This window comes from Sphingomonas sp. Leaf22, assembly GCF_001421715.1.
GTDB lineage: Bacteria > Pseudomonadota > Alphaproteobacteria > Sphingomonadales > Sphingomonadaceae > Sphingomonas.
Genome location: NZ_LMKP01000023.1, coordinates 163,259 through 186,971, shown reverse-complemented (window position 1 = coordinate 186,971; position 23,713 = coordinate 163,259). Strand labels below are relative to the sequence as shown.

36 protein-coding genes are annotated in these 23,713 nt (G+C 64.1%); 3 read left to right on the top strand and 33 right to left on the bottom strand.

The annotated features are described in order from the left end of the window. Window positions 1–39: 39 nt before the first annotated feature. The 29 genes from rpsM to ASE70_RS11555 all read right to left on the bottom strand — a co-directional run bounded on the left by rpsM (window position 40) and on the right by ASE70_RS11555 (window position 18,591). Complete coding sequence (rpsM, locus tag ASE70_RS11695) at window positions 40–408, bottom strand: 30S ribosomal protein S13 (RefSeq protein ID WP_055996068.1); 369 nt, start codon at window positions 406–408, stop codon at window positions 40–42. 374 nt (window positions 409–782) lie between these two features. Further along, window positions 783–1,427: an adenylate kinase gene (locus tag ASE70_RS11690; protein ID WP_056504913.1), complete on the bottom strand. Its 645-nt coding sequence runs from the start codon at window positions 1,425–1,427 to the stop codon at window positions 783–785. Window positions 1,428–1,465: 38 nt separating this feature from the next. Further along, on the bottom strand, window positions 1,466–2,833 hold the full coding sequence (gene secY, locus ASE70_RS11685) for a preprotein translocase subunit SecY (RefSeq protein WP_056504911.1): 1,368 nt from the start codon (window positions 2,831–2,833) through the stop codon (window positions 1,466–1,468). Between the two features lie 240 nt (window positions 2,834–3,073). Next, window positions 3,074–3,604, bottom strand: coding sequence for a 50S ribosomal protein L15 (gene rplO, locus ASE70_RS11680; RefSeq protein WP_056504908.1), 531 nt, complete (start codon window positions 3,602–3,604; stop codon window positions 3,074–3,076). A gap of 97 nt (window positions 3,605–3,701) precedes the next feature. After that, window positions 3,702–3,878, bottom strand: coding sequence for a 50S ribosomal protein L30 (gene rpmD / locus ASE70_RS11675; RefSeq protein ID WP_055996081.1), 177 nt, complete (start codon window positions 3,876–3,878; stop codon window positions 3,702–3,704). Window positions 3,879–3,884: 6 nt separating this feature from the next. Next, a complete protein-coding gene (gene rpsE / locus ASE70_RS11670) occupies window positions 3,885–4,616 on the bottom strand; it encodes a 30S ribosomal protein S5 (protein ID WP_082438708.1) in 732 nt (243 codons plus the stop codon). 3 nt (window positions 4,617–4,619) lie between these two features. Further along, the gene (rplR, locus tag ASE70_RS11665; protein ID WP_055996084.1) at window positions 4,620–4,976 is read right to left on the bottom strand and encodes a 50S ribosomal protein L18; all 357 of its coding nucleotides are present in this window, start codon (window positions 4,974–4,976) and stop codon (window positions 4,620–4,622) included. Continuing rightward, window positions 4,976–5,509: a 50S ribosomal protein L6 gene (gene rplF / locus ASE70_RS11660; RefSeq protein ID WP_056394562.1), complete on the bottom strand. Its 534-nt coding sequence runs from the start codon at window positions 5,507–5,509 to the stop codon at window positions 4,976–4,978. The genes rplR and rplF overlap by 1 nt, the downstream gene beginning before the upstream one ends. Then, a complete protein-coding gene (gene rpsH, locus ASE70_RS11655) occupies window positions 5,509–5,904 on the bottom strand; it encodes a 30S ribosomal protein S8 (RefSeq protein ID WP_033921102.1) in 396 nt (131 codons plus the stop codon). The genes rplF and rpsH overlap by 1 nt, the downstream gene beginning before the upstream one ends. A gap of 11 nt (window positions 5,905–5,915) precedes the next feature. Further along, window positions 5,916–6,221, bottom strand: coding sequence for a 30S ribosomal protein S14 (gene rpsN / locus ASE70_RS11650; protein ID WP_055756896.1), 306 nt, complete (start codon window positions 6,219–6,221; stop codon window positions 5,916–5,918). 60 nt (window positions 6,222–6,281) lie between these two features. Beyond that, a complete protein-coding gene (gene rplE, locus ASE70_RS11645; protein WP_055996091.1) occupies window positions 6,282–6,866 on the bottom strand; it encodes a 50S ribosomal protein L5 in 585 nt (194 codons plus the stop codon). Beyond that, complete coding sequence (rplX, locus tag ASE70_RS11640) at window positions 6,859–7,173, bottom strand: 50S ribosomal protein L24 (RefSeq protein ID WP_055996094.1); 315 nt, start codon at window positions 7,171–7,173, stop codon at window positions 6,859–6,861. Before rplX ends, rplE begins: the two co-directional genes overlap by 8 nt. Then, the gene (rplN, locus tag ASE70_RS11635) at window positions 7,173–7,541 is read right to left on the bottom strand and encodes a 50S ribosomal protein L14 (RefSeq protein WP_055996097.1); all 369 of its coding nucleotides are present in this window, start codon (window positions 7,539–7,541) and stop codon (window positions 7,173–7,175) included. The genes rplX and rplN overlap by 1 nt, the downstream gene beginning before the upstream one ends. Window positions 7,542–7,906: 365 nt before the next feature. Next, entirely contained in the window at window positions 7,907–8,179 is a 273-nt protein-coding gene (rpsQ, locus tag ASE70_RS11630; protein ID WP_056504906.1) for a 30S ribosomal protein S17, read from the bottom strand. A gap of 11 nt (window positions 8,180–8,190) precedes the next feature. Further along, a complete protein-coding gene (rpmC, locus tag ASE70_RS11625; protein ID WP_055996100.1) occupies window positions 8,191–8,394 on the bottom strand; it encodes a 50S ribosomal protein L29 in 204 nt (67 codons plus the stop codon). A 2-nt stretch (window positions 8,395–8,396) separates the two neighbouring features. After that, window positions 8,397–8,828: a 50S ribosomal protein L16 gene (rplP, locus tag ASE70_RS11620; protein ID WP_055756910.1), complete on the bottom strand. Its 432-nt coding sequence runs from the start codon at window positions 8,826–8,828 to the stop codon at window positions 8,397–8,399. Between the two features lie 12 nt (window positions 8,829–8,840). Continuing rightward, a complete protein-coding gene (gene rpsC / locus ASE70_RS11615) occupies window positions 8,841–9,551 on the bottom strand; it encodes a 30S ribosomal protein S3 (protein ID WP_055996103.1) in 711 nt (236 codons plus the stop codon). Continuing rightward, window positions 9,551–9,928 (bottom strand): 50S ribosomal protein L22, encoded by a 378-nt coding sequence (gene rplV, locus ASE70_RS11610; RefSeq protein ID WP_056456260.1) that lies wholly within the window; start codon window positions 9,926–9,928, stop codon window positions 9,551–9,553. The genes rpsC and rplV overlap by 1 nt, the downstream gene beginning before the upstream one ends. Continuing rightward, window positions 9,928–10,206, bottom strand: a complete 279-nt coding sequence (gene rpsS / locus ASE70_RS11605) for a 30S ribosomal protein S19 (RefSeq protein ID WP_055996110.1) — start codon at window positions 10,204–10,206, stop codon at window positions 9,928–9,930. The genes rplV and rpsS overlap by 1 nt, the downstream gene beginning before the upstream one ends. Window positions 10,207–10,209: 3 nt before the next feature. Next, on the bottom strand, window positions 10,210–11,058 hold the full coding sequence (gene rplB, locus ASE70_RS11600; RefSeq protein WP_056504901.1) for a 50S ribosomal protein L2: 849 nt from the start codon (window positions 11,056–11,058) through the stop codon (window positions 10,210–10,212). Between the two features lies 1 nt (window position 11,059). Continuing rightward, window positions 11,060–11,377 carry a 50S ribosomal protein L23 gene (locus tag ASE70_RS11595; RefSeq protein ID WP_055996116.1) on the bottom strand — a complete coding sequence of 106 codons (318 nt, stop codon included), beginning with the start codon at window positions 11,375–11,377 and terminating at the stop codon, window positions 11,060–11,062. Then, window positions 11,370–11,996: a 50S ribosomal protein L4 gene (gene rplD, locus ASE70_RS11590; RefSeq protein WP_056504898.1), complete on the bottom strand. Its 627-nt coding sequence runs from the start codon at window positions 11,994–11,996 to the stop codon at window positions 11,370–11,372. The genes ASE70_RS11595 and rplD overlap by 8 nt, the downstream gene beginning before the upstream one ends. 2 nt (window positions 11,997–11,998) lie before the next feature. Next, entirely contained in the window at window positions 11,999–12,724 is a 726-nt protein-coding gene (gene rplC / locus ASE70_RS11585; RefSeq protein WP_056504894.1) for a 50S ribosomal protein L3, read from the bottom strand. A gap of 322 nt (window positions 12,725–13,046) precedes the next feature. Beyond that, on the bottom strand, window positions 13,047–13,355 hold the full coding sequence (gene rpsJ, locus ASE70_RS11580) for a 30S ribosomal protein S10 (protein ID WP_033921125.1): 309 nt from the start codon (window positions 13,353–13,355) through the stop codon (window positions 13,047–13,049). 152 nt (window positions 13,356–13,507) lie between these two features. Continuing rightward, entirely contained in the window at window positions 13,508–14,701 is a 1,194-nt protein-coding gene (gene tuf, locus ASE70_RS11575; RefSeq protein WP_055756924.1) for an elongation factor Tu, read from the bottom strand. 201 nt (window positions 14,702–14,902) lie between these two features. Continuing rightward, a complete protein-coding gene (gene fusA, locus ASE70_RS11570) occupies window positions 14,903–16,996 on the bottom strand; it encodes an elongation factor G (RefSeq protein WP_055996124.1) in 2,094 nt (697 codons plus the stop codon). 95 nt (window positions 16,997–17,091) lie between these two features. Then, window positions 17,092–17,562, bottom strand: a complete 471-nt coding sequence (rpsG, locus tag ASE70_RS11565) for a 30S ribosomal protein S7 (RefSeq protein WP_055997235.1) — start codon at window positions 17,560–17,562, stop codon at window positions 17,092–17,094. Between the two features lie 99 nt (window positions 17,563–17,661). After that, window positions 17,662–18,033, bottom strand: coding sequence for a 30S ribosomal protein S12 (gene rpsL, locus ASE70_RS11560; protein WP_055757399.1), 372 nt, complete (start codon window positions 18,031–18,033; stop codon window positions 17,662–17,664). Between the two features lie 285 nt (window positions 18,034–18,318). After that, a complete protein-coding gene (locus tag ASE70_RS11555; RefSeq protein WP_056504891.1) occupies window positions 18,319–18,591 on the bottom strand; it encodes a hypothetical protein in 273 nt (90 codons plus the stop codon). A gap of 191 nt (window positions 18,592–18,782) precedes the next feature. Between ASE70_RS11555 and ASE70_RS11550 the strand changes: the two genes are divergently transcribed. Further along, entirely contained in the window at window positions 18,783–19,241 is a 459-nt protein-coding gene (locus ASE70_RS11550) for a GFA family protein (RefSeq protein ID WP_056504886.1), read from the top strand. A 40-nt stretch (window positions 19,242–19,281) separates the two neighbouring features. Then, the gene (locus ASE70_RS11545; protein ID WP_056504885.1) at window positions 19,282–19,929 is read left to right on the top strand and encodes a peptidylprolyl isomerase; all 648 of its coding nucleotides are present in this window, start codon (window positions 19,282–19,284) and stop codon (window positions 19,927–19,929) included. A 22-nt stretch (window positions 19,930–19,951) separates the two neighbouring features. Here ASE70_RS11545 and ASE70_RS11540 read toward each other — a convergent pair whose 3' ends face one another. The 4 genes from ASE70_RS11540 to ASE70_RS11525 form a co-directional block, all read right to left on the bottom strand. Continuing rightward, the gene (locus ASE70_RS11540) at window positions 19,952–20,575 is read right to left on the bottom strand and encodes a glutathione S-transferase family protein (protein ID WP_056504882.1); all 624 of its coding nucleotides are present in this window, start codon (window positions 20,573–20,575) and stop codon (window positions 19,952–19,954) included. A gap of 41 nt (window positions 20,576–20,616) precedes the next feature. Continuing rightward, window positions 20,617–21,495, bottom strand: a complete 879-nt coding sequence (locus tag ASE70_RS11535; RefSeq protein ID WP_056504880.1) for a dienelactone hydrolase family protein — start codon at window positions 21,493–21,495, stop codon at window positions 20,617–20,619. 117 nt (window positions 21,496–21,612) lie between these two features. Next, window positions 21,613–22,275: a DUF1013 domain-containing protein gene (locus ASE70_RS11530; RefSeq protein ID WP_082438756.1), complete on the bottom strand. Its 663-nt coding sequence runs from the start codon at window positions 22,273–22,275 to the stop codon at window positions 21,613–21,615. Between the two features lie 132 nt (window positions 22,276–22,407). Beyond that, window positions 22,408–23,397 (bottom strand): NAD(P)H-quinone oxidoreductase, encoded by a 990-nt coding sequence (locus tag ASE70_RS11525; RefSeq protein ID WP_056504998.1) that lies wholly within the window; start codon window positions 23,395–23,397, stop codon window positions 22,408–22,410. Window positions 23,398–23,479: 82 nt separating this feature from the next. On the opposite strand from ASE70_RS11525, the gene ASE70_RS11520 reads away from it, so the two are divergent. After that, window positions 23,480–23,677, top strand: coding sequence for a DUF1192 domain-containing protein (locus ASE70_RS11520; protein WP_055996142.1), 198 nt, complete (start codon window positions 23,480–23,482; stop codon window positions 23,675–23,677). The last annotated feature ends 36 nt before the right edge of the window (window positions 23,678–23,713 follow it).

The window sequence follows — 23,713 nt, the reverse complement described above, 5'->3', positions numbered from 1 at the left end:
GACGGAGAAGAAGTTAAAAACAGTCCCCCGGACTGTTTTTTACTTCTTCTTACCCGCGATCGGCTTCGCCTTGCCCTTGCGGGTGCGCGCGTTGGTGTGCGTGCGCTGGCCGCGGACCGGCAGGCCCTTGCGGTGACGCAGGCCACGATAGCAGGCCAGATCCATCAGACGCTTGATGTTCATCGCGGTCTGACGACGCAGATCACCTTCCACGGTGTGGCTGGCGTCGATCGCTTCACGGATCTGAAGCACTTCCTGATCGCTCAGGTCCTGCACGCGGCGTTCCGACGCGATGCCGAGCTGATCGGTCAGCTGCTTGGCCTTGGCCGGACCGATGCCGTGGATATACTGCAGCGCGATGATCACGCGCTTGTTGGTCGGGATATTAACACCCGCGATACGTGCCATGAATTAAATTCTCCCAGCTCCACGGAGTGTCGCATGGCAGCGACCCTCCATCTCGTAGCGTTGCGCCCCTTCACGCATGATCGCGGCGAACGCGCAAAAGCGTCGCCGTAAACCAGTATGTCGGGGTAGAGCGCTGATACGGACCGATTCGGATAGTGTCAACCGCTGCGCGGAACCAAAATCGGGGGCGGGCGTGTGCGGGGTCGCGGGGCAGCGAGCGCCTTCCTCCTCCGTCACCCCGGGCTTGCCCCGGGGTCCCGCATTCTTACCGGCGTGGAAGTAGAGGAAGAAATGGGACCCCGGGCAAGCCCAGGGTGACGCAAGAAAATCAGTTATGCGCGCCGTCGAGAGGACGCTGCGCAGCAGGACGGGCGTTACGCGCCGAGGATCGACGCGATCTCAGCGGCCACATCGTCCATGTCGGCCATGCCGTCGACACGGTGGACGATTCCGCGCGATTCGTAGAGCGGCAGGATCGGCGCGGTCTTGGCGCGATATTCGACCATGCGGGTCCGCACCGTCGCTTCATTGTCGTCGGGACGACGCTTGAAGTCGGTCGCGCCGCAAACGTCGCACACGCCGGTCACAGCCGGCTGCTTGAAGCGGTCGTGATAGCCCGCACCGCAATTGCCGCAGGTGAAGCGGCCGACGATGCGTTCGACCAGGGCGTCCTCGTCGACGACCAGCTCGATCACATGCGTCAGCTTGCGGCCGCGATGTTCGAGCAGCAGGTCGAGCGCATCGGCCTGCGCCGCGGTGCGCGGATAGCCGTCGAAGATCACGCCCTGGTCGCCCAACTGATCGAGGCGTTCACCGATCAGCGCCGATACGATCGCGTCGGACACCAGTTCGCCGGCATCCATCACCGCCTTGGCCTGCAACCCCACCGGGCTGCCCGCCTTGACCGCTGCCCGCAGCATGTCGCCGGTCGACAGCTGCACCATGCCGCGCGCCGTTTCGAGCCGCGCGGCCTGGGTGCCCTTGCCCGCCCCCGGCGGTCCGAGAAGGATGATGTCCATAGCTGCCCCCAATTAACCCTGATGCATCCGTAATGCGCTTACCCGCGCAGGCGTCCACCCTTCAGCTTCGCCTTCTTGATCAGGTCGCCATACTGATGCGCCAGCAAATGCGACTGGATCTGCGTCACCGTGTCCATCGTGACGTTGACCACGATGAGCAGGCTGGTGCCACCGAGATAGAAGGGAATCGACAGCGCCGACACCAGATATTCGGGCAACAGGCAGATGATGACCAGATAGGCCGCGCCGATGACCGTGATGCGGGTCAGGACATAGTCGAAGTAATTCTCGGTATTCTTGCCCGGGCGGATGCCGGGAATGAACCCGCCATAACGCTTCAGATTGTCGGCGGTCTCTTCGGGATTGAAGACGATCGCGGTGTAGAAGAACGAGAAGAACACGATGCCCGCGCCGTACAGCAGCATGTAGAGTGGCTGACCATGCGCCAGATACTGGTTAAGCGTAATGATGAAATCGCCCCACCGGCTTTCGCCCGCCGTCGCCTGTCCGGCGAACTGGGTGATCGTCACCGGCATCAGTAGCAGCGACGACGCGAAGATCGGCGGGATGACGCCGGCGGTGTTGATCTTGAGCGGCAGGTGGCTGCGATCGGCCTGTACGCCGCGCGCCGTCTGACGCTTGGGATACTGAATCAGGATGCGACGCTGGGCGCGCTCCATGAAGCAGATGAACAGGACGAGGCCGGCGACGGCGACGATGATGCCGATCAGCGTCAGCGGGTTCATCGTGCCCGAACGGCTGCCCTCGAACAGCTGCAACAGCGTCGTCGGCAGATGCGCGACGATGCCGGCCATGATGATGAGCGAGATGCCGTTGCCGATGCCGCGGCTGGTAATCTGCTCACCCAGCCACATCAGGAACATCGTGCCGCCGATCAGCGAGATGACCGCCGCGATGCGGAAGGCCATCCCCGGCTCGATCACCGCCTGCGCCCCGGCCGACGCCCCGAACGCTTCGAGACCGACCGCGATGGTATAGCCCTGGATCGCGGTCAGCGCGACCGTGCCGTAGCGGGTATATTGATTCAGCTTCTTGCGGCCCGACTCGCCTTCCTTCTTGATGGCGGCGAGCTGCGGGCTAAGCGACGTCGCGAGCTGCACGACGATCGATGCGGTGATGTAGGGCATGACGCCCAGCGCGACGACCGACATGCGCGTCAGCGCACCGCCCGAGAAGGTGTTGAAGAAGTCGAGGACGCCGCCCTGCGTCTGGTTGGCGAGCAGGCCCAGCTGCGTCGGGTCGATGCCCGGCAGCGGCACATAGCTCAGCATGCGGAACACGATCAGTGCCCCGAGCGTAAACCACAGGCGCTTCTTGAGTTCGGTCGCCTTACCGAATTTCGACAGATTGAGATTGGTCGCAAGACCGTCTGAGGCGGCTGCCATGGAAATGTCCCGAATGATGCTGGCGGGCCATCGGCCCACCCCCCGGGCGACCATATAGGGGTTGCGGCCGGGAAGTCTAAGGGGTGGTTTACCCTACCCCTTTTAGTTCATCCCGTTCGGTTCGAGTAGCGATCGAGCTTGTCGAGAGCGCGTATCGAGAACGCAGTTCCGCCAGGCGGGCGTTCTCGATACGCGCTCTCGACTGTGCTCGAAGCTGCTCGAACCGAGCGGGTGGGAACCTTACGCGTGCGCGGCCTTCTTGGCGGCGAGCGTCTTGCCCTTCTTGGCAGCGGCCTTTTCGTGCGCGGGCACGACTTCGATCACCGACACCGAACCACCAGCCTTTTCGACCGCTTCGATCGCCGACTTCGACGCACCGGCAACGGTGAAGGTCAGCTTGGCGGTCAGTTCGCCCTTGCCGAGCAGGCGGACGCCGTCCTTGCCACCACGGGCAAGGTTGGCCGCCTTCAGCGCGGCGTGATCGAGCGCCGCACCGGCTTCGATCTTGCCGGCGTCGATCGCCTTCTGGATCGCGCCGAGGTTCACTTCGGCATAGTCCTTGGCGAAGATGTTGTTGAAGCCGCGCTTCGGGATTCGCATGTGGAGCGGCATCTGACCGCCCTCGAACCCGGCGATCGAGACGCCTTCGCGGCTCTTCTGGCCCTTCTGGCCGCGACCGGCGGTCTTGCCCTTGCCCGAGCCGATGCCGCGTCCGACGCGCATCTTGCTCTTGCGGGCGCCGTCATTGTCGCGGATTTCGTTGAGTTTCATGTGTGCACTCGCTTTCGCTATGTTCGCGCTTGTTAAAAGAGAAAGGGGGCCGCTTAGCCCCCTTCCCCATGCTTGTCACCGGTAAAGATGAAAGGCCTTAGCCTTCGACCGATACCATGTGGTGCACCTTGCGGATCATGCCACGCACCTCGGGGGTGTCGGTCAGTTCCACGGTCTTGTGCATCTTGTTGAGGCCGAGACCGATCAGCGTTGCGCGCTGATCCTTGGTCCGGCGGATCGGCGACCCGGTCTGGGTGATCTTGACGGTTGCCATCGCTCGTTACTCCACGATCGCCGCGGCGTCAGCCTCGGCGGTCTGCGATCCACCACGACCCAGCAGGTCGGCGATCTTCTTGCCGCGACGCTGCGCAACCGACTTCGGCGACGACTGATCGTTCAGCGCTTCGAAGGTCGCACGGATCATGTTGTACGGATTTGACGTGCCCACCGACTTCGTCACGACATCGGCAACGCCGAGCGATTCGAAGATGGCGCGCATCGGGCCACCCGCGATGATGCCGGTACCGGCCGGAGCCGACCGCAGCGTCACGCGACCGGCACCGAAGTGACCGTTGCCGTCATGGTGCAGCGTGCGACCGTCCTTCAGCGGCACGCGGACCATCGCCTTCTTGGCAGCGGCGGTCGCCTTCGAAATGGCTTCCGGCACTTCGCGCGCCTTGCCATGGCCGAAACCGACGCGGCCCTTGCCGTCGCCGACGACGACGAGTGCGGCGAAACCGAAGCGCTTGCCGCCCTTGACGGTCTTCGACACGCGGTTGATGTGGACGAGCTTTTCGATCAGCTCTTCGCCACCATCGTCCGGACCGCCGCGACGGTCGTCGCGACGACCGCCACGATTGCCGTCGCGGCCACCACGACCGCCGCCGCCGGGACCACCCGGACCGCCGCGACCGCGACCGCCGCGGGGACCACGGCCCTGCGGCTGCTCGCCACCCGGCGCTGCCGACACGTCGGCGGCGGGGGTTTCGGCCTGATTGTTTTCGTCAGCCATGTCTTAGAACTCCAATCCGGCTTCGCGGGCGGCCTCGGCCAGCGCCTTGACGCGGCCGTGGAACAGGAAGCCGCCACGGTCGAACACGACCTGCGTCACGCCGGCGGCCTTCGCCGCTTCCGCAACGCGGGTACCGACGCCCTTGGCGGCATCGATGTTCGCGCCCGACGCACTGCGCACGTCCTTTTCCAGGGTCGAGGCGGCAGCGACCGTGTGGCCGGCTGCATCGTCGATGACCTGGGCATAGATGTGCTTGCCCGAACGATGGATCGACAGCCGCGCACGGCCGCCCGAACGCGCCTTCAGCGCGGTGCGATTGCGCCGACGGCGCTTCTCGAAGAGGGAGAGACCCTTGGTCATTACTTCTTCTTCCCTTCCTTGCGGAAGATGAACTCGCCGTCGTACTTGATGCCCTTGCCCTTGTACGGCTCAGGCTTACGCCAACGACGGATCTCGGCAGCGATCTGACCGACCTTCTGCTTGTCGATCCCGCTGATTTCGATCGTGGTCTGATCGGGCGTCTTGATCTCGATGCCTTCCGGCACGTCGATGTTGACGTCGTGGCTGTAGCCGAGCTGCAGCTTCAGGTTCTTGCCCTGGGCCGCGGCGCGATAGCCGACGCCGGTGATCAGCAGCTTCTTGGTGAAGCCGGTGGTCACGCCGGTGATCAGGTTCTGCACGAGCGTACGCTGCATGCCCCAGAACGCGCGAGCGCGCTTGGTTTCGTTCGCCGGCTGCACCGAAATGGTGTCGCCTTCGACGGCATAGGCGATGTCATCGGCCAGCGGCAGCGTGAGCGTGCCCTTGGGACCTTTGACGCTCAGCTCGCGCCCTGCGATGTTGGCGGTGACGCCGGCCGGAACCGGGACTGCCTTCTTACCGATGCGGCTCATCAGAAGACCTCCGCGAGCACTTCGCCACCGACATTCTGTTCGCGCGCTTCGGCGTCGGACAGAACGCCACGCGGCGTCGAGACGATGGTGATGCCAAGGCCGTTGCGAACCTTCGGCAGTTCCTGCGAACCCGAATAGACGCGACGGCCGGGCTTCGAGACGCGCGCGACGTGCTTGATCGCCGGCTGGCCTTCGAAATACTTCAGCTCGATGCGGATGCCGGCCGCGGGGCCCATCTGCTCTTCGCTGTAGCCACGGATATAGCCCTCGCGCTGCAACACGTCGAGGACACGGGCCCGCAACTTGCTGGCAGGCGTCAGGACGGAGTCCTTGCGCGCGCGCTGGCCGTTGCGGATGCGGGTGAGCATGTCACCCAGGGGATCGGTCAATGCCATTGCTGTGTTCCTTACCAGCTCGACTTCGTGACGCCGGGGATCAGGCCCTTATTGGCCAGTTCACGCAGCATGACGCGGGCGAGACGGAACTTGCGATAATAGCCGCGGGGACGACCCGTCAGCTCGCAACGGTTGCGGATGCGGGTCGGATTCCCGTTGCGGGGAATCTCGGCCATCTTCAGCCGCGCGATCAGACGCTCGGTCTCGTCGAGCGACTGGTCGGCTGCGATCGCCTTCAGCTTCGCATATTTGGGTGCGAACTTCTTGACGAGCGCGCGACGGCGCTCGTTCTTGTTCACGGAACTCAGTTTCGCCATGGACTTAAGCTCTCTTCGTTAAAGCGCAGACCGCTCCCCGGCGAAGGGGAGCGGTGTTGGTTACGCCGCCTTCTTTTCCTCGGCGCCCTCTTCCTGCGGGAAGGGGAAACCGAACAGACGCAGAAGCTCGCGAGCCTCTTCGTCGGTCTTAGCGGTGGTGGTCACGATCACATCCATGCCGCGCACCTTGTCGATGCGGTCATAGTTGATTTCGGGGAACACGATCTGTTCCTTGATGCCGCAGGCATAATTGCCGCGACCGTCGAACGACTTCGGGTTCAGACCACGAAAGTCGCGAACGCGCGGAAGCGCGATGGTGATGAAGCGATCGAGGAATTCGTACATCCGCTCGCGACGCAGCGTGACCTTGCAGCCGATCGCCATGCCTTCACGCAGCTTGAACTGCGCGATCGACTTCTTTGCCTTCGTGACGACAGGCTTCTGGCCAGCGATCAGCTCCATTTCGGAGCTGGCCTGCTCGACCTTCTTCTTGTCCTGCGTCGCTTCGCCAACGCCCATGTTCAGGACGATCTTGTCGAGGCGCGGGATTTCCATCACGTTCTTGTAACCGAACTTCTCGGTCATCGCCTTCACGATGCGATCGTCATAGATCGACTTCATGCGCGGCGTGTACTTATCAGCCATTGATGACCTCCCCGCCTTTTACGGCGACCCGGACCTTCTTGCCATCGCGCACTTCGAAGCGCACGCGGGTCGGCTTGCCGTCGACGACGTGCGCGACCTTGCTGACGTGCATCGGCGCTTCCGAACGCACCAGACCACCCTGCGGGTCAGCCTGGTTCGGCTTCTTGTGGCGAACGGCGATGTTCACGCCGGACACGACGACCTTGCCATCCTTGGGCAGCGACTGGGTGACCTGACCGGTCTTGCCCTTGTCCTTACCCGACAGGACGATCACGGTGTCGCCCTTCTTGATCTTCGCAGCAGCCATTACAGCACCTCTGGGGCGAGCGAGATGATCTTCATGAAGCCCTTCGAGCGCAGCTCGCGGACCACCGGGCCAAAGATACGGGTGCCGATCGGCTCCTCGTTCTTGTTGACCAGCACCGCGGCGTTACCGTCGAAACGGATCACCGAACCGTCGGTGCGACGGATGTCCTTGGCGGTCCGAACGATGACGGCACGGTGCACGTCACCCTTCTTCACGCGGCCGCGCGGAGCGGCTTCCTTGATGCTGACGACGATGACGTCGCCGACACCGGCCGTGCGGCGCTTCGAGCCGCCCAGCACCTTGATGCACTGCACCCGCTTCGCGCCGCTGTTGTCAGCAACGTCGAGATTGGATTGCATCTGGATCATGGATGCGATTCCTTACCCTATGGGGCCGATTCCGACCGGACCCCGCCTTGAAAAATGAACCCCCGGCTGCGGACCACGCCGCACCGGGGGGAGCGGCCCATTAACCGCCCCATGGCGAAAAGGCAAGCGCCCTTCCGCGAATGTCCGTCATATCCGGGTCTGACCCCGGAATTGCGTGGGTGGGGTAGCAGCCCCACTCCCCCGCTGCGCTCCCCTCCCTGACAAGGGAGGGGTTGGGGGTGGGTCGGGTTGCGAGGGAACGTAACGTTCCACCTCGGGCCTACCCACCCCCTGCCCCTCCCTTGTCAGGGAGGGGAGTCTGCTGCGCCGCGGGTGAAGGACGAACCGCCCCACCCCATCGAGGCTTACGCCTCGGCTGCCGTCTCGGCCGGCGTCGCGTGGGTGTTGACCCGCTCGATCACCTTCCAGGTCTTCAGCTTCGAGATCGGCGCGGTCTCTTCAATGCGCACGGTCTCGCCTTCGCGATATTCATTGCCCTCGTCATGGGCATGATACTTCTTCGAACGGCGGATGATCTTGCCGTAGAGGGGGTGCTTGACCTTCCGCTCTACCTTGACCACCACCGTCTTGTCGGTCTTGTCCGAGACGATCATCCCGGTCAGCACGCGCTTCGGCATGTCTCTCGTCCTTACTTGTCGGACGAGCGCGAACGCTCGCCCTGCAGCGTCTTGATCCGCGCGATGTCGCGACGGACTTCCTTCACGCGGGTCGGCTTTTCCAGCTGGCTGGTCGCCGCCTGGAAACGGAGGTTGAACGCCTCACGCTTCAGGCTCGACAGTTCATCGACCAGCTGGTCGTCGCTCTTGGCGCGAAGATCGGTTGCCTTCGTCATTCTCAACCCTCCAGGTGCGAGGTGTCGCCCAGACGGGCAACGACCTTGACCGCGATCGGCAGCTTCATCGCGGCGCGTTCGAACGCCTCCGCGGCGAGCGGGCCGGGCACGCCGTCCAGTTCGAACAGGATGCGACCCGGCTTGACGCGGGCGACCCAGAATTCGGGCGAACCCTTGCCCGAGCCCATGCGGACTTCGGCAGGCTTCGACGACACCGGCAGATCCGGGAAAATCCGGATCCACAAGCGGCCCTGGCGCTTGATGTGACGCGTGATCGCGCGGCGAGCCGCCTCGATCTGGCGGGCGGTGATCCGCTCCGGCTCCATCGCCTTCAGGCCATAGGACCCGAAGTTCAGCGACGTACCGCCCTTGGCATCGCCATGGATGCGGCCCTTGAAGGCCTTGCGGAACTTGGTGCGCTTTGGTTGCAGCATCTCAAATTATCCTTAGCGGCGGTGATCGTCGCGCGCGGGGCGCACGCCGGAGGTCTGAGCCTCCATCATCAGCCGGTCCTGCGCCATCGGGTCATGGCCGAGGATCTCACCCTTGAAGATCCAGACCTTGACGCCGCAGACGCCATACGCGGTGTGCGCCTGTGCCTCGGCATAGTCGAGGTTGGCACGCAGCGTGTGCAGCGGAACGCGACCTTCGCGATAGCCTTCCGAACGGGCGATTTCCGCACCGCCCAGACGACCGCCGCAAGCGACGCGGATGCCGTCGGCACCCAGACGCATCGCCGACTGCACCGCACGCTTCATGGCGCGACGGAAGGCGATACGACGTTCCAGCTGATCGGCAATGCCCTGCGCGACGAGTTTCGCATCGATTTCCGGCTTGCGGATCTCGACGATGTTCAGCGACACGTCGGACGAGGTCATCGAACCCAGCTTCTTGCGAAGCTTTTCGATGTCGGTGCCCTTCTTGCCGATGATGACACCGGGACGCGCTGCGAAGATCGAGATGCGGCACAACTTTGCCGGACGCTCGATCACCACCTTGGAAATCGCCGCCTGCGGCAGCGCCTTCATGATGAACTGGCGGATCTTCAGATCCTCCAGCAGCAGACGGCCATAGTCGGCACCTTCGGCGTACCAACGGCTGTCCCAGGTGCGGTTGATCTGCAGACGCAGACCGATGGGATTGGATTTGTGACCCATTACGCTTCCTCCACCTCGGACACGACGATGCGCACGCGGCTGAACGGCTTCAGGATGCGCGTCGACTTGCCGCGACCACGGGTCGCGAAACGCTTCATCGTGATCGACTTGCCGACCGAGGCTTCCTTGACGACGAGTGCATCGACGTCGAGGTTGTGGTTGTTTTCCGCATTCGCGATCGCCGAAGCGAGGCACTTGCGGACATCGACCGCCATCGCCTTCTTCGAGAAGGCGAGGATGTTCATCGCATCGCCGACCGGACGGTTGCGGATCAGTGCGGCGACGAGGTTCAGCTTCTGGGCCGAGCCGCGGACCTGAGTCGCGACCGCCAGAGCTTCCTTGTCACCGACGCGGCGCGGTGCTGCCTGCTTGCTCATCAGCGCTTGCCCTTCTTGTCGGCGGCGTGGCCGGGGAAGAAGCGCGTCGGCGCGAATTCGCCGAGCTTCATGCCCACCATGTCCTCGTTGACCGAAACCGGCACGAACTTGCGGCCGTTATAGACGTTGAACGTCAGGCCAACGAACTGCGGCAGGATCGTCGAACGGCGCGACCAGGTCTTGATCGGACCCGAACGGGTGCCGGCGTCCTGCGCCACTTCCGCCTTCTTCAGCAGATTGAGGTCCACGAACGGACCCTTCCATACGGAACGAGCCATCGCTTAGCCCTTCTTCTTCGCGTGACGGCTACGGATGATCATCTTATCCGTCGCCTTGTTGTGCCGCGTGCGCGCGCCCTTGGTCGGCTTGCCCCACGGGGTGACCGGATGACGACCGCCCGAAGTCCGGCCTTCACCACCGCCGTGCGGGTGGTCGACCGGGTTCTTGGCGACGCCGCGGGTCAGCGGACGCTTGCCGAGCCAGCGGTTACGACCGGCCTTGCCCAGATTCTGGTTCTGGTTGTCGGGGTTTGACACCGCGCCGATCGTCGCCATGCAGGCGGCGTGGATGTAGCGCTGCTCACCCGAATTCAGGCGGACGATGACCATGCCCTTGTCGCGACCGACGACCTGCACATAGGTGCCGGCCGAACGGGCGATCTGACCGCCCTTGCCCGGCTTCATCTCGACGTTGTGGACGATCGTGCCGACCGGCACCTGGCCCAGTTCCATCGCGTTGCCCGGCTTCACGTCGGTCTTCTTGCCGGCGATCACCTTGTCACCGACGTTCAGACGCTGCGGCGCGATGATGTAGGCGACGTTGGCCTTGCCCTCGATCTCGCCATAGTTGACGAGCGCGATGAACGCGGTGCGGTTGGGATCATATTCGATCCGTTCCACGGTGCCTTCGACATCCCACAACCGACGCTTGAAGTCGATGATGCGATAGCGCTGCTTGTGACCGCCGGCGATGCCGCGCGAGGTCACATGGCCCTTGTTGTTGCGGCCGCCCGACTTGGTCTTGCCTTCGGTCAGCGCCTTGACCGGACGACCCTTGTACAGGGCCGAACGGTCGATCAGGACCAGGCCACGCTGCGACGGCGTGGTCGGATTATATTGCTTGAGTGCCATGTTACTTGGCCCCCTCGGTAATGTCGATCGACTGGCCGTCGGCTAGGGTCACGATCGCCTTCTTGAAGTCCGACCGGGTGTAGGGCGCGCCCTTCCACTTCTTGGTCTTGCCCTTGGTCACGATCGTGTTCACGCCGGTGACGGTGACGTTGAACAGCGCTTCGACCGCTGCCTTGATCTCCGGCTTCGACGCCTTGTTCGCGACCTTGAAGACGACGGCGTTATGCTCGGAAAGCATCGTCGACTTTTCGGTGATGTGGGGGCTAAGCACCACGTCGTAATGACGGATGTCGATAGCCGACTGTTGCTGCTTAGCCATTGAAGCGGGCCTCCAGCTTTTCGACGGCGGCGCGGGTGAGCACCAGCGTGTCGTGCTTCAGGATGTCATAGACGTTCGCGCCACCGGCGGGCAGGACATTGACCTGACGCAGGTTGCGAGCGGCCAGCGCGAAGGTGTTTTCGACGGCATCGCCATCGATCACCAGCGACTTCTTGCCGAAGCCCAGCTTGGCAAGGCTGCCGAGCAGGACCTGCGTCTTGCCGTCCGCAACGGTCAGACCGTCGAGGATGACCAGCGAACCCGCCTTGGCATGGCTCGACAGCGCCATCTTCAGACCGAGCGCGCGAACCTTCTTGTTCAGGCCCGGGTTGAAGTCGCGGACGCGGGCGCCGTGCGCCTTACCGCCGCCGACGAACACCGGAGCGCGGCGATCGCCGTGACGGGCGACACCGCCGCCCTTCTGGCGACCCAGCTTCTTGCCGGTGCGGGCGACGTCTGCACGCTCGCGGGTGCCGCGGGCGGTGCCGCGACGCTTTTCGAGCTGCCACGTCACGACCCGGTGCAGGATGTCCGCACGCGGATCGAGGCCGAACACCTCGTCGTTCAGCTCGATATCGCCGTTTTCGACGGCATCGAGGGTCTGTACCTTGACCTTCATGATCAGCCCTCCTGGCCGTCGGTCGCAGCCGATGTGGCGGCGTCGTTGCTGTTGGCGCTCTTCAGACCGGCGGGATACGGAGCGTCGGCATGGCGCGCGACCTTCACCGCGTCCTTGACCGTCAGCCAGCTTCCCTTGTGACCGGGAACCGAACCCTTGATGAAGATCAGCCCGCGCTCGACGTCCGTCGACACGACCTGCAAATTCTGCTGCGTGCGGTTACGGTCACCCATGTGGCCGGCCATCTTCTTGTTCTTGAAGACCTTGCCCGGATCCTGACGCTGACCGGTCGAACCGTGCGAACGGTGCGACACCGACACGCCGTGCGTCGCGCGCAGACCGCCGAAGTTCCAACGCTTCATGGCACCCGCAAAGCCCTTGCCCTGCGTACGGCCCGACACGTCGACCAGCTGGCCGGCGACATAGTGATCGGCACCGATGGTGGCACCGACATCGAGCAACGCATCGTCCGCCACGCGGAACTCGACAACCCGCGCCTTCGGGGTCACTTCGGCCTTGCCGAAATGGCCGCGCTGCGGCTTGGCGACGTTCTTCGCCTTGGCGACGCCCGCACCGAGCTGCACCGCGACGTAGCCGTCCCGATCCAGCTCACGACGGGCGACGACCTGCACGTCTTCCAGCTGCAGGACGGTGACGGGCACGTGGCGCCCATCGTCCTGGAACAGCCGGGTCATACCCATTTTCTTCGCGATCACACCAGTACGCATGACCAACTCCTCCAACAGAGGCTCGTCTTGACGACGAGCTTGCCTAACGAAAAAGGCTCCGGTGCGCGGTCACCCGCCTCCGAAGCCCCAGCCCTTGCGATCTGCACGCCCCCGCCAGGGCCAGACATCGCCGAATTGCTCCATGAGGGAGTTGCATCGACGATAGCGGGGACGCGGACAACGGCATTTGCCCGGAAGCGTCGTGCCGTTCGGTATCCCTGTGGTTGCTTTCCCGGCTTCGACCGCCGTCGTTCAGAACGAACCGGCGGGAAGCGAAAGCGCGACGCAAGGCGGAATCACCCTGGATCGCGGAAGCCGGCTATTACGCCAGCTTGATCTCTACGTCCACCCCTGCCGCGAGGTCGAGCTTCATGAGCGCGTCGACGGTCTGCGGGGTCGGCTGCACGATGTCGAGCAGACGCTTGTAGGTCCGGGTCTCGAACTGCTCGCGCGACTTCTTGTCGATGTGCGGGCCGCGGTTGACCGTGAACTTGTCGATGTGCGTGGGCAGCGGAATCGGTCCACGGATCAGGGCGCCGGTGCGACGCGCGGTGTCGGCGATATCGCCGGCCGCCTGGTCGAGCACGCGATGGTCGAACGCCTTCAGGCGAATACGGATATTGTTGTCCATGGTCCTACCGATGCGAAAGAGCGGGCCGTTGGGACGGCTCTTGATTAACAAAAGGCTTGGTGGAAACCCCGGCCAAAAAAGCGGGGTGCCCTCATTAAATAGCAAACGGCGGCCCCCGTCTCCGGGGACCGCCGCCTGTTCGAGTCGCTATATTACTTGTCGATGCCGCTGACAACCCCTGCGCCGACGGTACGACCGCCTTCACGGATGGTGAAACGCTGGCCGACGTCCATGGCGATCGGTGCGATCAGCTTCACGCCCAGCGCGACTTCGTCGCCCGGCATGACCATTTCGGTGCCTTCCGGTAGTTCGATGGTGCCGGTCACGTCGGTCGTGCGGAAGTAGAACTGCGGACGATAGTTGGCGAAGAACGGCGTGTGACGGCCACCCTCGTCCTTCGACAGCACGTACACCGACGACTGGAAGTCGGTGTGCGGCGTGATCGAACCCGGCTTCGCCAGAACCTGACCACGCTCGACTTCGTCACGGGCAACGCCGCGGATCAGCGCGCCGATGTTGTCGCCGGCCTGGCCCTGGTCGAGCAGCTTGCGGAACATTTCGACGCCGGTGACGACGGTCTTGCGGACCGATTCGTGAATGCCGACGATTTCGACTTCTTCACCGACCTTGACGATGCCGGTTTCGACGCGGCCGGTTACCACGGTGCCACGACCCGAGATCGAGAACACGTCTTCGATCGGCATCATGAACGGCTTGTCCAGCGGACGCTCCGGCTGCGGAATCGACTCGTCGACTGCTGCCATCAGCGCGAGAACCGCTTCCTTGCCGAACACGTCGTTCGAACCCGACAGCGCGCAGGTGGCCGAACCACGGATGATCGGAATGTTGTCGCCGTCGAATTCACGCTTCGACAGTTCTTCGCGGATTTCCATCTCGACGAGTTCGAGGATTTCCTCGTCGTCGACCAGATCGACCTTGTTCAGGAAGACGACCATGGTGGGAACGCCGACCTGCTTGGCGAGCAGGATGTGCTCCTTGGTCTGCGGCATCGGGCCGTCGGTAGCCGACACGACCAGGATCGCGCCGTCCATCTGCGCGGCACCGGTGATCATGTTCTTCACATAGTCGGCGTGGCCCGGGCAATCGACGTGCGCATAGTGGCGGGCGGCGGTTTCATACTCGACGTGGGCGGTCGAGATGGTGATGCCGCGCTCGCGCTCTTCGGGAGCCTTGTCGATGTTGGCGAAGTCGACGGCGACGCCGCCCGACGTTTCAGCCAGCACCTTCGTGATCGCGGCGGTCAGCGAGGTCTTGCCGTGGTCGACGTGACCGATGGTACCGATGTTGAGGTGCGGCTTGTTCCGCTCGAATTTTGCCTTAGCCATTTTCCTACCTTCTGATTCGAATTCGGTGCCGCCGGGGCCACGCGAACGCGGCCCTTTAGCGGGTGTTGTTTCGTAATGCCAGCCCTCGGTTGCGGAGGGCCGACCGGGGAGTAAATCCCCGGTCGTCGGTCGGAGCGGACTAGCCGCCCCGCCGGCCGGCCTTCAGCGTCTCGCAGCTAAATCGCTTTAGCTGCGTGCGCTTCAGGCCATCTTCGCCTTCACTTCGTCAGCAACGTTCTGCGGCACTTCGTCATAGTGCGAGAACTGCATCGAATATTGCGCGCGGCCCTGGGTGAACGAGCGGAGCTGGTTCACATAACCGAACATGTTGGCGAGCGGGACCATCGCTTCGACGGTCTGCGCATTGCCACGGCTGTCGGTGCCCTGAATCTGGCCACGACGGCTGTTCATGTCGCCGATGACGTCGCCCAGATAATCTTCCGGGGTCACGACTTCGACCTTCATGATCGGCTCGAGCAGTTTGATGCCGGCCTTCTGGGCCGCTTCACGCATCGCGCCACGCGCGCAGATTTCGAACGCCAGTGCCGACGAGTCGACGTCGTGGTACTTGCCGTCGATCAGGTGCACTTCGAAGTCGATGATCGGGAAGCCGATCAGCGAACCGGTCTGTGCCGTCTCGCGCATGCCCTTTTCCACCGACGGGATATATTCGCGCGGGATGTTCCCGCCCTTGATCTCGTCGAAGAACTGGTAGCCGGTGCCGCGCTCGCCCGGGATGACCTTCACCTTGACTTCGCCGAACTGGCCCGAACCACCCGACTGCTTCTTGTGGGTGTAGGTCAGCTCGACCGGCTTGGCGAGATATTCGCGATACGCCACCTGCGGCGCGCCGACATTCGCCTCGACCTTGAACTCGCGCTTCATGCGATCGACAAGGATTTCGAGGTGAAGCTCACCCATGCCCTTGATGATCGTCTGGCCCGATTCATGATCGGTCGACACGCGGAACGAAGGATCCTCGGCAGCCAGACGATTGAGCGCAATGCCCATCTTTTCCTGGTCGGCCTTGGTCTTCGGCTCCACCGACAGCTCGATGACGGGTTCCGGGAACTCCATCCGCTCGAGGATGATCGGGTTGGACGTGTCGCACAGCGTGTCGCCGGTCGTCGTTTCCTTCAGGCCCGCGATCGCGACGATGTCGCCCGCACGCGCCTCGTCGATGTCCTCACGCGAGTTCGCGTGCATCAGGAGCATACGGCCGATCTTTTCCTTCTTGTCCTTCACCGAGTTCAGATACCCGCCCTTGGTGAGGGTACCCGAATAGATGCGGGCGAAGGTCAGCGTGCCGACGAACGGATCGTTCATGATCTTGAACGCGAGCAGCGACATCGGCGCGTCATCGGCCGGCGGACGCGAATCCGGGGTCTCGCCGTCGAGCTTCACGCCCTGCACGTCCGGAATGTCCAGCGGCGACGGCAGATAGTCGACAACGGCGTCGAGCAACGGCTGCACCCCCTTGTTCTTGAACGCCGAACCGCAGACGATCGGCACAAAGCTCATCGCCAGCGTGCCCTTGCGGATCAGCGCCTTCAGATCGGCGACCGACGGTTCATTGCCTTCGAGATAGGCTTCCATCAGGTCGTCGTCCTGCTCGACGGCCATTTCGATCAGTTCGCTGCGATACTTCGCGGCCTTCTCGGCCATGTCGGCCGGGATGTCCTGATATTCGAACTTCGCGCCCAGCGACTCTTCGAGCCAGATGATCGCGCGGTTCTCGACCAGATCGACGAGACCCTTGAAGCCGCCTTCGATACCGATCGGGAGATACAGGACCGCCGGACGTGCGCCCAGACGTTCGATGATCGAGTCGACGCAGAAATAGAAGTCGGCACCGGTGCGGTCGAGCTTGTTGACGAAGCACATGCGCGGCACGCCGTACTTGTCGGCCTGACGCCACACGGTTTCCGACTGCGGCTCGACGCCGGCAACGCCGTCGAAGCAGGCGACCGCGCCGTCGAGCACGCGCAGCGAGCGTTCGACTTCGATGGTGAAGTCGACGTGGCCCGGCGTGTCGATGATGTTGATCAGGTGCTCTTCACCCTTGCCCTCTTCCGCGCGCCACTTGCAGGTGGTTGCCGCCGAGGTGATAGTGATGCCGCGTTCCTGCTCCTGCTCCATCCAGTCCATGGTGGCGGTGCCTTCGTGCACTTCGCCGATCTTGTAGGACTTGCCGGTGTAGTAAAGAATACGCTCGGTCGTGGTCGTCTTGCCGGCGTCGATGTGCGCCATGATGCCGATGTTGCGATACCGTTCGAGCGGATGGCTGCGGGCCATGATCGTGCTTCCTTAGCAATGTGGGGAGCGAGGCATGTCGCCCGCTCCCCACGATATAGTCGGTTGCATCAGCGGTGAAAAGCCACCGCCGAGACTTACCAGCGGTAGTGCGAGAAGGCGCGGTTCGCTTCCGCCATGCGGTGCGTGTCTTCGCGCTTCTTCACCGCGTTGCCGCGGTTGTTGGCAGCGTCCATCAGCTCGCCCGACAGGCGTGCCGACATGGTGTTCTCGCTGCGGTTGCGGGCCGAGGTGATCAGCCAGCGGATCGCCAGTGCCTGGGCACGTTCGAAGCGGACTTCGACCGGGACCTGATAGGTCGCACCACCGACGCGGCGCGAACGCACTTCGATGTTCGGCTTCACGTTGTTGAGCGCATCGTGGAACACGCCCAGCGGATCGCGCTTCGCGCGGCTCTCGACGGTTTCGAATGCTGAATAGACGATGCCTTCGGCGACGGACTTCTTGCCGTCCAGCATCACCGAATTCATGAACTTGGTCAGAACCTCATCCCCGTATACGGGATCAGGCAGGATTTCCCGCTTTTCGGGACGACGACGACGAGCCATCAGATATTCCTTCAATCTTCAGCCGGTTCCCGAACCCGTCGGGGGCTTACTGGGGGTAGATGGACCTCTGGCCGCGCTGGCGATCAGCGCGGCGCGGGATCACTTCGGACGCTTGGCGCCGTACTTCGAACGCGACTGGCGGCGATCCTTGACACCCTGCGTATCGAGCACGCCGCGCAGGACGTGGTAGCGAACGCCGGGAAGATCGCGCACACGACCGCCGCGGATGAGCACGACCGAGTGCTCCTGGAGGTTGTGGCCTTCACCCGGAATGTAGCTGATGACTTCGCGCTGGTTGGTCAGGCGAACCTTGGCCACCTTGCGCAGAGCCGAGTTCGGCTTCTTCGGGGTCGTCGTATAAACGCGAGTGCAGACACCGCGCTTCTGCGGGTTCTGGTCCATCGCAGGGACCTTCGACTTGGCCTTCTGCGGTTCGCGGCCCTTGCGGACCAGCTGGTTGATCGTCGGCATGAAGCCCTTCACCTTATCTTGCGGTTACTTTGCCGGAGCCGTTCCTGTCAGAAATGCGCAAAGGCCACGTGTGCGAATCGCCACGAGGCCGATGTCTCCAGCAATGTTCAGCTCTTTGAACCCACATGCAGGCCAGCGACGGTTACGACGCCGACCCAGCGGGACGCGCGGCCTATACAGGCGGCACTCCGATCGGTCAATGGCACGCGGCGGACCGCCGCAGGCGCGAACGGGCGGCGAGGCCCCTGCCCCGCCGCCCGCCACAGGCCCGGCTATCGGACGCGATCAGTTGGCGCTGTTGCCCATCGTCGCGTTCATCGCGTCGGGGGTGTTGCCCATCATCGCGTCGCCCGCGGTCGTCACCGAATTGGCTTCGGTCTCCATCGGGTTGATCGCGATCATCTCGTTGCCGACCTCGCCGTCGTTGCGGAAGGCGGCATTGGCATAGGCATCGTTCAGCACGACGTTGCTGTCGTTGGTCGTCGTGATCTCCTGCCCCCCGCAGGCGCCGAGCAGCGCGAGGACAGGCAGTGTGGCGGCGGCGGCGAAGCGGATCATGGCATTCTCCCAGCAGGATTTCCCGGTCAACGTCAAAGCCCCCTGCCCGTTCCGCAAGCGTCCGCCACCGCGCCGACCGCCAAAACCAGCGCCACCACCGCAGCGGCCGGTCACGGCACTGCCAGCGTCCCGATTTACCTGGGCGAACCGGTCACGTAGAGCCGACGCAGCGATCAAGCCCGGAGCGAACCATGCCCTTTCTACTCCCTATAGAAGGCGGTTGCCGTTGCGGACGGATTCGGTTCCGCATCGACGCGACACCCATGATGACCATGGCCTGCCATTGTCGCGGGTGCCAACAGATGAGCGGGAGTGCCTTCTCGCTGAACGTCGCGGTGCCGAGCGCGGCGCTGATCGTCACGCAGGGCGAACCGGTCATCGGCGGTCTGCACGGCGAACAGGTCCGACATCACCACTGCGACCATTGCAAAAGCTGGCTGTTCACGCGGATCGAACCCGACCCGGGCTTTGCCAATGTCCGGGTCGGTGCACTCGACACCCCCGAACCATTCGCCCCGTTCATCGAGACATGGACCGATGAAGCCTTGCCATGGGCAATGACGCCCGCCCGCCATCGCTATCCGCAGTTTCCGCCGGCCGAGGCGTTCGGCCCCTTGCTGGCGGATTATGCCGCGACCCAAGCAGGCTGACATGCTTTCACCGGACGGTTCGGGACGGTAGGTAGCGGCGATGCGTATCCTGCTTGCCCTGATCCTGCTGGCCTTCGCCGTGCCCGCGTCCGCCCAGTCCGCCACCCGTGCGACACCCGGTTATGTCCGGGTCCGGTTCGACACCTCGGCGGGGCCGATCATCGTCGCGCTCGACGTCAGGCGGGCACCCGCGACGTCGAAAAATTTCCTCGCCTATGTCGATGACGGCCGGTTCGACGGCACGATCTTCTACCGGTCGGCGCGGCGCAAGGCCGATCCGTCGCTGGGTTTCGTGCAGGGCGGCATCCGCACCGATGCGCGACGCATCCTGCCCCCCTTCCCCCACGAACGGACCGACCGGACCGGCGTCAAGCATGTCGACGGCGCGATCTCGATGGCGCGGCGGCCCGAACCCAATTCGGCGGGCGGCAATTTCGTGCTGCTGGTCGGCGCGATGCCGAGCATGGACGCGAAAGGCGACTTCCCCGGCTATGCCGCCTTCGGGCGGGTGGTCGGCGGCATGGCGACGGTCAAGCGCATCCTTGCCAAGCCGACCGGCGGCGGATCGGATGCGATGAAGGGGCAGATGATCCTCGACCCGGTCCGCATCCTGCGCGCCCGCCGGCTGGACGGGACGCCGAAGCCGACCGGCGGGCCGAAGGTCTGGCTGATCGACGTGCCGCGATAGATCGCACCTGCCCCGTCACCTGTTACGCCGCCTGCATCTCGGCCACGGCCGCATCGTCCAGTTCGCTGGCCCGGACATGCGCCGGGCGAGCCGCAAGCCGCCCGATATAGGCCATGAAAGGGTCCAGCTTCGGCAGCGTCCCGAACTGCGTTCCCCACATCACGTGCGACCCGACATAGACATCGGCGGCGGTGAAGCGGTCGCCGGCGATATAGTCGTGCGCCGACACCGCCTGCTCCAGCACCGCGACGACCCGGTCGTAATCGCCATAGCCGACTATGCGCTGCTGATCCTCGCTCGGCGTCACCCCCAGCGACCGGTTGGTGATCGCCTGTTCCAGCGGCCCGGCGGCAAAGAACATCCAGCGATAATAATCGGCGCGTTCCTCCGCCGTCGGTGCGAGGCCGGCGGCGGGAAAGGCGTCGGCGAGATAGGCGCAGATCGCCGCACATTCGGTGACGACGCGACCGTCATGGACGATCGCCGGCACCTTCCCCATCGGGTTCAGCGCGAGATAGGCGTCGGCCTTCATCGAACCGCCATAGCCGAGCATCTCGACGTCATACTCGGCACCGACCTCCTCCAGCATCCAGCGGGCGATCCGGCCACGCGACATCGGGTTGGTGTAAAGCGTCAGTCCGGTCATGCTGCATTCCCCCTGCGATTCACTTGGAACAAAGATGGAACCTATCCGCGTTTCGCGTCAAGTTCTTGATGCAGGAACGCCGTGGTCCGCTCCCATGCCAGCTTCGCCGCCGCCGCGTCGTAGCGCATCGCCGAGGTGTCGTTGTTGAACGCATGATCGACGCCCGGATAGACATGGGTCGTCGCGTTCCTGCCCGCCTTGCGCAGCGCCTCTCCCCATGGAAGCGCGGTCGCATTCACCCGCGCATCCTTTTCGGCGAGTTGCAGCATCAGCGCCGTGCGGACCTTCGTCGCCTCGACCGGATCGGGCGCCGGGCCATAGTAACTGACCCCGGCGGTCAGCGCCGGATCGGCCACCGCCAGCCGGTTGACGAACGCCCCGCCCCAACAAAAACCAACCGCACCGGTATGCGCACCACTGTGCTGGCCGCGCGCCTTTGCGAGGAAGGATTTGGCCTGCGCCAGCGCAAGGTCGTAATCGATCGTCCCGATCAGGGTGCGGGCGCGATCCTCATCGGCGGGGGTGCCCCCCTGTGGTGCCAGAAAATCGGGCGCAATCGCACGGAAGCCCGCCAGTGCGACGCGACGGGCGACATCCTCGATATGCGCGTTCAGCCCGCGATTCTCATGGATGACCAGCACGATCGGCAGCGGCTGCTTCATACTCTTTGGCGCGGCGAAATAAGCGGTGGTCGGTTGGCCCGCCTCGGTGCCGCTGCGTTTGGCGGTATCGAGCCGGCTATCGGTCGCCGCGATCTGTTGCGCGGCGGCGGGCGACGCGGCGATGCCCGCGATCAGCGTTTCGGCAGCGGCGACAGACCCCGCCAGTGCCACCATCTCGGCCATGAAGGCACGCCGGTCGCGATGTTCGTGGGTGAAGGCGTCGTAAAGCGCGATCGCGCGGGCACGAAGGTCGGACATGGCTGCTCACTCCCCTGGGGACGTGGGCAACCTAACCGACTGGTCGGTTTACGCAAATGGCCCGGCCGCTCGATAAGAGCGACCGGGCCATCATAGGCGCGGACGCGCTTTAGCGGTTCAGCGTTTGAACGGATCGAAGAAGGAGCCCGACGTTTCGGGCAGTTCGCCGCGTTCGGCCAGTTCGGCGTCGCGGGCGGCCTGCGTACGTTCGTTGCGGAGCTGCTCGATCAGCGCCTCGCGATCGCCCTCCAGACGGGTGTCGGCGGGGGCTTCGATCCCGGCAGCCTTCGCGGCCTTGCCGACCAGCGCGTCGAGTTCGCGCTGCGAACACAGGCCCAGCGTGACCGGGTCCTTCGGCGTGATGTTGCCGATGTTCCAATGGGTGCGGTCGCGGATTGCGGCGATCGTGGTGCGGGTGGTGCCGATCAGCTTGCCGATCGCGCCGTCGCTGATTTCCGGATGGTTGCGGATGATCCACGCGATGCCGTCCGGCTTGTCCTGCCGCTTGCTCACCGGGGTATAGCGCGGGCCCTTGGTCCGGCGGACCTGATCGGGTCCCTTCATCATTACCAGGCGGTAATCGGGGTTCTTCTGCCCCTTCTCGATTTCGTCCATCGTCAGTTCGTGCGCGCGGACGGGATCGCGACCGGTCAGCTTGGTCGCGGCGGTATCGTCGGCAATCGCCTGCACTTCAAGAACGTGAAGGCCGCAAAAATCGGCGATCTGCGGAAAGGACAAGGCGGTGTTGTCGACCAGCCAGGAAGCGGTCGCGTGCGGCATCAGCGGCTGGGCCACGACGGGTCTCCGAAATAGAAAGGGCCGCCCAAACCGGGCGGCCACGTTGGGAACGGACTTAGTACCGCTTGCCGAAAAGGGCAAGCGGTCGCGGGTTTTGGCGGTTTGCAGCGCGTTTCAGGCTGTGGACGCAACCGTCAGCACGATTTTGCCGACATGATCGCCCGCCTCCATGCGTCGATGCGCCTCGTCCGCCCGATCAAGGGGAAAGGTCTTGTCGATCACCGGACGCAGCCGCCCTGCCTCGACATGCGGCCACACGGTCCGCGACAGTTCATCGGCGACCATTTCCTTGAACGCCGCATCACGGGCACGCAGCGTCGACCCGGTCAGGGTCAGGCGGCGGCGCATGATATCCCAGAGCGGAACGGTGGCGCTCGCCCCGCCCTGCACCGCGATCGAGACGTGGCGGCCATCCTCGGCGAGGCATTTGATATTGCGCGGGACATAGTCGCCACCGACCATGTCGAGCACGACGCTGACGCCCTTGCCGCCGGTGATGTCGGCTACACGTTCGACGAAATCCTCGGTACGGTAGTTGATCGCGTGCGCTGCCCCAAGGTCGAGCGCCGCGCGCGCTTTCGCATCGTTGCCGACGGTGACGATGACCTCCAGACCGAAGACGCGACCGAGCAGGATCGCCATCGTGCCGATACCGCTGGTGCCGCCATGGACCAGCACCGTGTCCCCGTCCGCCGCATACCCACGTTCGAACAGGTTGGTCCACACGGTGAACAGCGTTTCGGGCAGCGCCGCCGCCTCAACCATCGACAGCGCTTCGGGCACGGGCAGGCACTGGCCGGCCGGGACCGCGGCATATTCGGCATAGCCCCCGCCCGCCAGCAACGCGCAGACCGATTGCCCCAGCCAATGCAGATCGACGCCCTCACCCAGTGCCACGACCTCGCCCGATATTTCGAGACCGGGGATCGACGATGCGCCGGGCGGTGGCGGATAGCCGCCGGTGCGTTGCAGGACGTCGGGCCGGTTGACCCCGGCGGCGGCGATGCGGATCAGCACCTCCCCCTGCGCCGGTTGCGGCGTCGGGCGTTCGACGATCGTCAGCACTTCCGGGCCACCCGGTTCGGCCGGATCGATCGCACGCATCGCCGCTGGCACGTCCATATAGTCTTCCCCCTGCACCGGCGCGTTATTGACATCGTCGGCCACAGGGTCAACGCTGCTTGCAATGGAACCCGACGAAAATGTTAACCATGTTCGTGGCAACCTGCTCGCCATGCTGTTGCGCGAGGACCTCGATCCATTGTCTCAAGACGAACTGACCGCGCGAATCGACGCGCTGGAAGGCGAGATCGTGCGATGCCGTGCGCGAATCGACGCCGCGCGCAGCCACCGGTCCAGCGCCGACGCGCTTTTCCGGTCATGAGATGTTCCGCCCCCCGCTTGATGCCGGGCGGCGGCG

Bases quoted from the DNA above. Each gene is read 5' to 3' on its own strand.
- rplF (WP_056394562.1), bottom strand. From the start codon at position 5,509: ATGAGCCGCATCGGTAAGAAGGCAGTCCCGGTTCCGGCCGGCGTCACC.
- ASE70_RS11545 (WP_056504885.1), top strand. From the start codon at position 19,282: ATGCGTATCCTGCTTGCCCTGATCCTGCTGGCCTTCGCCGTGCCCGCG.
- rplN (WP_055996097.1), bottom strand. From the start codon at position 7,541: ATGATCCAGATGCAATCCAATCTCGACGTTGCTGACAACAGCGGCGCG.
- ASE70_RS11550 (WP_056504886.1), top strand. From the start codon at position 18,783: ATGCCCTTTCTACTCCCTATAGAAGGCGGTTGCCGTTGCGGACGGATT.
- secY (WP_056504911.1), bottom strand. From the start codon at position 2,833: ATGGCAGCCGCCTCAGACGGTCTTGCGACCAATCTCAATCTGTCGAAA.
- rpsM (WP_055996068.1), bottom strand. From the start codon at position 408: ATGGCACGTATCGCGGGTGTTAATATCCCGACCAACAAGCGCGTGATC.
- rplO (WP_056504908.1), bottom strand. From the start codon at position 3,604: ATGAAACTCAACGAAATCCGCGACAATGACGGCGCCCGCAAGAGCAAG.
- rplV (WP_056456260.1), bottom strand. From the start codon at position 9,928: ATGAGCAAGCAGGCAGCACCGCGCCGCGTCGGTGACAAGGAAGCTCTG.
- ASE70_RS11535 (WP_056504880.1), bottom strand. From the start codon at position 21,495: ATGTCCGACCTTCGTGCCCGCGCGATCGCGCTTTACGACGCCTTCACC.
- rplD (WP_056504898.1), bottom strand. From the start codon at position 11,996: ATGAAGGTCAAGGTACAGACCCTCGATGCCGTCGAAAACGGCGATATC.
- rpmD (WP_055996081.1), bottom strand. From the start codon at position 3,878: ATGGCAACCGTCAAGATCACCCAGACCGGGTCGCCGATCCGCCGGACC.
- rplE (WP_055996091.1), bottom strand. From the start codon at position 6,866: ATGGCTGATAAGTACACGCCGCGCATGAAGTCGATCTATGACGATCGC.
- rplC (WP_056504894.1), bottom strand. From the start codon at position 12,724: ATGCGTACTGGTGTGATCGCGAAGAAAATGGGTATGACCCGGCTGTTC.
- tuf (WP_055756924.1), bottom strand. From the start codon at position 14,701: ATGGCTAAGGCAAAATTCGAGCGGAACAAGCCGCACCTCAACATCGGT.
- fusA (WP_055996124.1), bottom strand. From the start codon at position 16,996: ATGGCCCGCAGCCATCCGCTCGAACGGTATCGCAACATCGGCATCATG.
- ASE70_RS11530 (WP_082438756.1), bottom strand. From the start codon at position 22,275: ATGCCGCACGCGACCGCTTCCTGGCTGGTCGACAACACCGCCTTGTCC.
- rpsJ (WP_033921125.1), bottom strand. From the start codon at position 13,355: ATGGACAACAATATCCGTATTCGCCTGAAGGCGTTCGACCATCGCGTG.
- rpmC (WP_055996100.1), bottom strand. From the start codon at position 8,394: ATGACGAAGGCAACCGATCTTCGCGCCAAGAGCGACGACCAGCTGGTC.
- ASE70_RS11525 (WP_056504998.1), bottom strand. From the start codon at position 23,397: ATGCGTGCGATCGATCCGGCCGAACCGGGTGGCCCGGAAGTGCTGACG.
- rpsG (WP_055997235.1), bottom strand. From the start codon at position 17,562: ATGGCTCGTCGTCGTCGTCCCGAAAAGCGGGAAATCCTGCCTGATCCC.
- ASE70_RS11690 (WP_056504913.1), bottom strand. From the start codon at position 1,427: ATGGACATCATCCTTCTCGGACCGCCGGGGGCGGGCAAGGGCACCCAG.
- ASE70_RS11595 (WP_055996116.1), bottom strand. From the start codon at position 11,377: ATGGCTAAGCAGCAACAGTCGGCTATCGACATCCGTCATTACGACGTG.
- rpsN (WP_055756896.1), bottom strand. From the start codon at position 6,221: ATGGCGAAACTGAGTTCCGTGAACAAGAACGAGCGCCGTCGCGCGCTC.
- rplP (WP_055756910.1), bottom strand. From the start codon at position 8,828: ATGCTGCAACCAAAGCGCACCAAGTTCCGCAAGGCCTTCAAGGGCCGC.
- rpsC (WP_055996103.1), bottom strand. From the start codon at position 9,551: ATGGGTCACAAATCCAATCCCATCGGTCTGCGTCTGCAGATCAACCGC.
- rpsQ (WP_056504906.1), bottom strand. From the start codon at position 8,179: ATGCCGAAGCGCGTGCTGACCGGGATGATCGTCTCGGACAAGACCGAC.
- rpsE (WP_082438708.1), bottom strand. From the start codon at position 4,616: ATGGCTGACGAAAACAATCAGGCCGAAACCCCCGCCGCCGACGTGTCG.
- ASE70_RS11555 (WP_056504891.1), bottom strand. From the start codon at position 18,591: ATGATCCGCTTCGCCGCCGCCGCCACACTGCCTGTCCTCGCGCTGCTC.
- rpsS (WP_055996110.1), bottom strand. From the start codon at position 10,206: ATGGCTCGTTCCGTATGGAAGGGTCCGTTCGTGGACCTCAATCTGCTG.
- rpsH (WP_033921102.1), bottom strand. From the start codon at position 5,904: ATGGCATTGACCGATCCCCTGGGTGACATGCTCACCCGCATCCGCAAC.
- ASE70_RS11540 (WP_056504882.1), bottom strand. From the start codon at position 20,575: ATGACCGGACTGACGCTTTACACCAACCCGATGTCGCGTGGCCGGATC.
- rplB (WP_056504901.1), bottom strand. From the start codon at position 11,058: ATGGCACTCAAGCAATATAATCCGACCACGCCGTCGCAGCGTGGCCTG.
- rpsL (WP_055757399.1), bottom strand. From the start codon at position 18,033: ATGCCGACGATCAACCAGCTGGTCCGCAAGGGCCGCGAACCGCAGAAG.
- rplR (WP_055996084.1), bottom strand. From the start codon at position 4,976: ATGACCAAGGGTCTCTCCCTCTTCGAGAAGCGCCGTCGGCGCAATCGC.
- ASE70_RS11520 (WP_055996142.1), top strand. From the start codon at position 23,480: ATGGAACCCGACGAAAATGTTAACCATGTTCGTGGCAACCTGCTCGCC.
- rplX (WP_055996094.1), bottom strand. From the start codon at position 7,173: ATGGCTGCTGCGAAGATCAAGAAGGGCGACACCGTGATCGTCCTGTCG.